We start from the raw sequence: 1586 nt of genomic DNA on the forward strand, positions 1-1586 counted from the left end.
CAGATAGCGCGGCAATTATTTCTGCGGTTACTGTCGGTGCTGCCGCATGTGTCGCAATGGCGCAAGCTACAGATTTGATGCTCGATTTGAAAACCGGATACCTTGTTGGCGCGACGCCCAAAAAACAGCAAATCGGACAGTTTTTGGGCAGTTGGCTCGGTCCGATTTTGGTGATGACGCTGATATTTATTTTGCATCAGGCAGATGGTTTGGGCAGCGAAAAATTGCCTGCGCCGCAGGGACAGGCGCTTGCCAGCGTAATTGAAGGCATTTTGGGCGGCGATGTGCCTCGAATGAAATATCTCGCCGGCGCAGGTTTGGGCGCGTTGCTCAGTTTCAGCGGCATCGGCGGACTGGGAATTTTGGTTGGATTGGGATTTTACCTGCCGTTCAATATTGTGCTTACTTACAGCCTCGGCACGCTCGGGCGAGTGGTTTTGGATCGTGTGAAAGGTCATCGTTTTAGCGAAGATATCGGTATTCCGGTTGCCGCCGGTTTGATCGTCGGCGAAGCGCTGGTCGGTGTCGGTTTCGCAATGGTGAAAGTGATTCAGGGTGCGATGGGTGGCTGATGCAGCGGCACGGAATAATGGAAAAAGGATAAATGATAAAGGATAAAGTGAAGAAGGCAAATAGCTGATCGCTAATGGCTTTAACATAGAGGAATTTAAGAATGAAATTATTTGGTTTTATTTTGATTGCTGCCGGCTTTTTGGGCGGATCGTATCTTACTTCGCTGGACCCGAAACTGGTCGAATGGAACTACTTTTTACCGATGCTGGTTGTCGGTATCGTCGGCGTTGTGATTGTGCGAATGGGCAACAAACAGGCTGCACAGGAAAGCGGCAAAGTGAGCGAAAATTTAGGCGTAATTGATCGCAGCATCGCAAATCTCGTAAAAAATGTTTCCCAATTGAATCGCGACAAAGACAAAATTCATACCTATGATATGCACAAAAAAATCGATGCGCTCTTGCTGGAAGATCTCGATGCGTTTGCAGAAGCGCGGGAAACCATTGCGCATGTGCACGGTTTGGCAAATTATGCGGATGTGATGAATCATTTCGCCGGTGGCGAACGCTATCTTAACCGGGTTTGGTCGGCTTCCGCGGATGGATATATCGACGAAGTGAATGAGTATATCGGGCGGGCGCAGGAGCAATTTGAGGAAGCGCAAAAGTTGTTGGGCAAATTTTCCGGAAAATAAATTCTTGCCGGTAACAGCTTTGATGTGGTTTCACGGTTTTTCAATAAAAAAACGCATAGCGGCAATAATAACCGCTATGCGTTTTTTTTATGGGTATCTAAGCCTAGCTAAAACAACAACTAAGCTTCGTCAATGATTAGAAACCAATTGATGCGCCGATTGCAATTACCTGGTTTTTAACGTCTGCTTCATCAGCAGAATCATCAAAGGAACTCAGACCGAGCAAATAGCGTACATCAAATCCAACCGTCATGTTACCGGATCCAATATTGATACCACCGCCGAACACTAGGCTAAAATCGCCGATTTTGATATCTTCAATATCTTCCACAGAAGAATCCCTGTTTGCTTCTGGTTTGCCTTTCGTTGAGACTTTGAT

Annotated in this window: 3 protein-coding genes; 2 read left to right on the forward strand and 1 reads right to left on the reverse strand. The window is 46.7% G+C overall.

The window, feature by feature from the left end; all coding sequences use genetic code 11:
- Together H6629_24035 and H6629_24040 are read left to right on the forward strand one after the other, a co-directional pair.
- Positions 1-572 (forward strand): OPT/YSL family transporter (locus H6629_24035; protein MCB9070858.1); only part of this gene is annotated, 572 nt, incomplete at its 5' end.
- 101 nt (positions 573-673) lie between these two features.
- Entirely contained in the window at positions 674-1207 is a 534-nt protein-coding gene (locus H6629_24040; GenBank protein MCB9070859.1) for a hypothetical protein, read from the forward strand.
- 136 nt (positions 1208-1343) lie between these two features.
- Here H6629_24040 and H6629_24045 read toward each other — a convergent pair whose 3' ends face one another.
- Positions 1344-1538: a hypothetical protein gene (locus H6629_24045; protein MCB9070860.1), complete on the reverse strand. Its 195-nt coding sequence runs from the start codon at positions 1536-1538 to the stop codon at positions 1344-1346.
- Positions 1539-1586: the final 48 nt, after the last annotated feature.

It is taken from the genome of Calditrichia bacterium, assembly GCA_020634975.1.
GTDB lineage: Bacteria > Calditrichota > Calditrichia > RBG-13-44-9 > J075 > JACKAQ01.